A 1672-nucleotide genomic window follows, 5' to 3' on the forward strand; every position below is an offset into this window, starting at 1 on the left:
GATAGAACTTCCGCCGTTCCTCGCACAGCTCGTCGTACAGCTCCTTGTGCAGCTCGCTTGGGCTTTGCTTCATCTGTCCCGTGCAGAATTCCCAGAAACGGTTGGCGGACTCGAAACCGTTCTTCTCGGCTATCTCCCTGAGCGGGCGGTCGTAGTGGTATTTCAAGTCCCGGCATATCTGTCCGATGCGCTGCTCCCGCAACCATTTGTTGGCGGACTGGCGGTATATCTTGCTGAATTTCTCGCGGAAGGTCGATGCGCTCATGCAGAGCATCCCCGCCAGTTCCTCCACGCTGTTCGTGCGGTAGCTGTAGCGGTTCACCTTCAGCCGGAACACGGCGGCATACAGGGGCTTCAGCCGTTTCTCGGCATATTGCAGCTCCGCTTCGGTGAGCGGTGTGGGCTGGTGGCTCACCTGCTTGCGCCGCTCCACGAAAAAGTAGTCGCACACCTCGTTGCACATATTATGCAGGGGACGGGGGATGCGGGTCTGGTACAGCACGTCGCACAGGTAGAGCATCTCCGGCGTGCGGCAGGCTTTCCGCCAAGGCTCCACCAGTCCGTGCAGCAGCCGGTTCTGAACTTCCGTGTCTTCCGACAGGGCGAGCAGCATCAGCAGCGGGCGGCATCCGGGAGCCGACACATCCGGCAGCGCGGGCTTTCCTGTCAGCAGGTCGAGGATGTGGTGGCATAAGTTTGTGTCCCGCGCATAGGGTTCCAGCGCAAGGTAACGCTTCGGGGTACGGGCTTTCAGCAGCCCTCTCACTTCTCCGCACAGGGCGGCGGTGGCCTGTTCCAAGCCTGCCGGGGCGGTGGCGGACAACTGTTCGATGAAATTTGTTTGCATAAGAGATATGTTTTTATTGTTTGATGAATCCGTAAAGATAACCGGTTGCCCCTGTCCGGTTGTTCCGCTTTCCGCCGGAAATGCCGCACGGTAGGGAAAAATTGTGTTCACGGCAAATATTATTTCACTATTTCCATAAGCAACAGATAGAAAGTCGCCAACTGGACAACGAGGGAAACGACATAGATGCCGTAGTAGAGCAGATACCTTTTCTCTTTTTCGAACTTGGCGAAATACTTCTTGTATTTATCCTTCTTGAATACAAATAATTCATTTATATAGCATAGATAGAAAATCAAGGCTATGAGCAATAATATAAGAATAAACTTGTAGTCAAAAATGGCAATTGGAACGCCTATGCCTAACATCTTTAAGACTTTGCTGCCTACAATTAATGTTATACAGAGTAACCAAAAACTGGTGCAACTTATGGCAAATGTAGCCCATGAAGAAATGAATACATTTACTCCTCCATGAATTTCACTAACTTCTTGCTTTTCTATCTTTGATAAAATACATTTCATGTACTTGTTGTTCCATTTTGGGAGGCTTAGCCAATAGAAAGGATTCAAAATCCTTTTAAAAATAAGAAACAACAAGTTATATTCGCAATAGTATAGAATATTGTAATATTTCTCCAATAATTTCCTCATGCTTAATAAATAATGATGCATCCTTTTTCCACCTTGTTTTACGATTCCAAGCCAAATATCCAGTAACACGCCAGCAAGTACAGAATGAGAAACACGATAAATCCTACTCGAAAAAAGTGTCATTGATGACAGTTTTCCCGAGTAGGGCATTCGCCATTATCTCTATATACCA

Annotated in this window: 2 protein-coding genes; both read right to left on the minus strand. The window is 48.1% G+C overall.

Annotated features, from left to right (window positions below; genetic code table 11):
* Positions 1-847: helix-turn-helix transcriptional regulator (locus M3090_RS15200; RefSeq protein ID WP_249057674.1), on the minus strand; the 847-nt coding region annotated here is incomplete at its 3' end.
* Between the two features lie 119 nt (positions 848-966).
* On the minus strand, positions 967-1500 hold the full coding sequence (locus M3090_RS16025) for a hypothetical protein (protein ID WP_249057676.1): 534 nt from the start codon (positions 1498-1500) through the stop codon (positions 967-969).
* Between the last annotated feature and the right edge of the window lie 172 nt (positions 1501-1672).

The sequence above is a fragment of the Bacteroides sp. ET71 genome (genome assembly GCF_023336905.1).
Taxonomy (GTDB): domain Bacteria; phylum Bacteroidota; class Bacteroidia; order Bacteroidales; family Bacteroidaceae; genus Bacteroides.

Bases quoted from the DNA above. Each gene is read 5' to 3' on its own strand.
- M3090_RS16025 (WP_249057676.1), bottom strand. From the start codon at position 1,500: ATGAGGAAATTATTGGAGAAATATTACAATATTCTATACTATTGCGAA.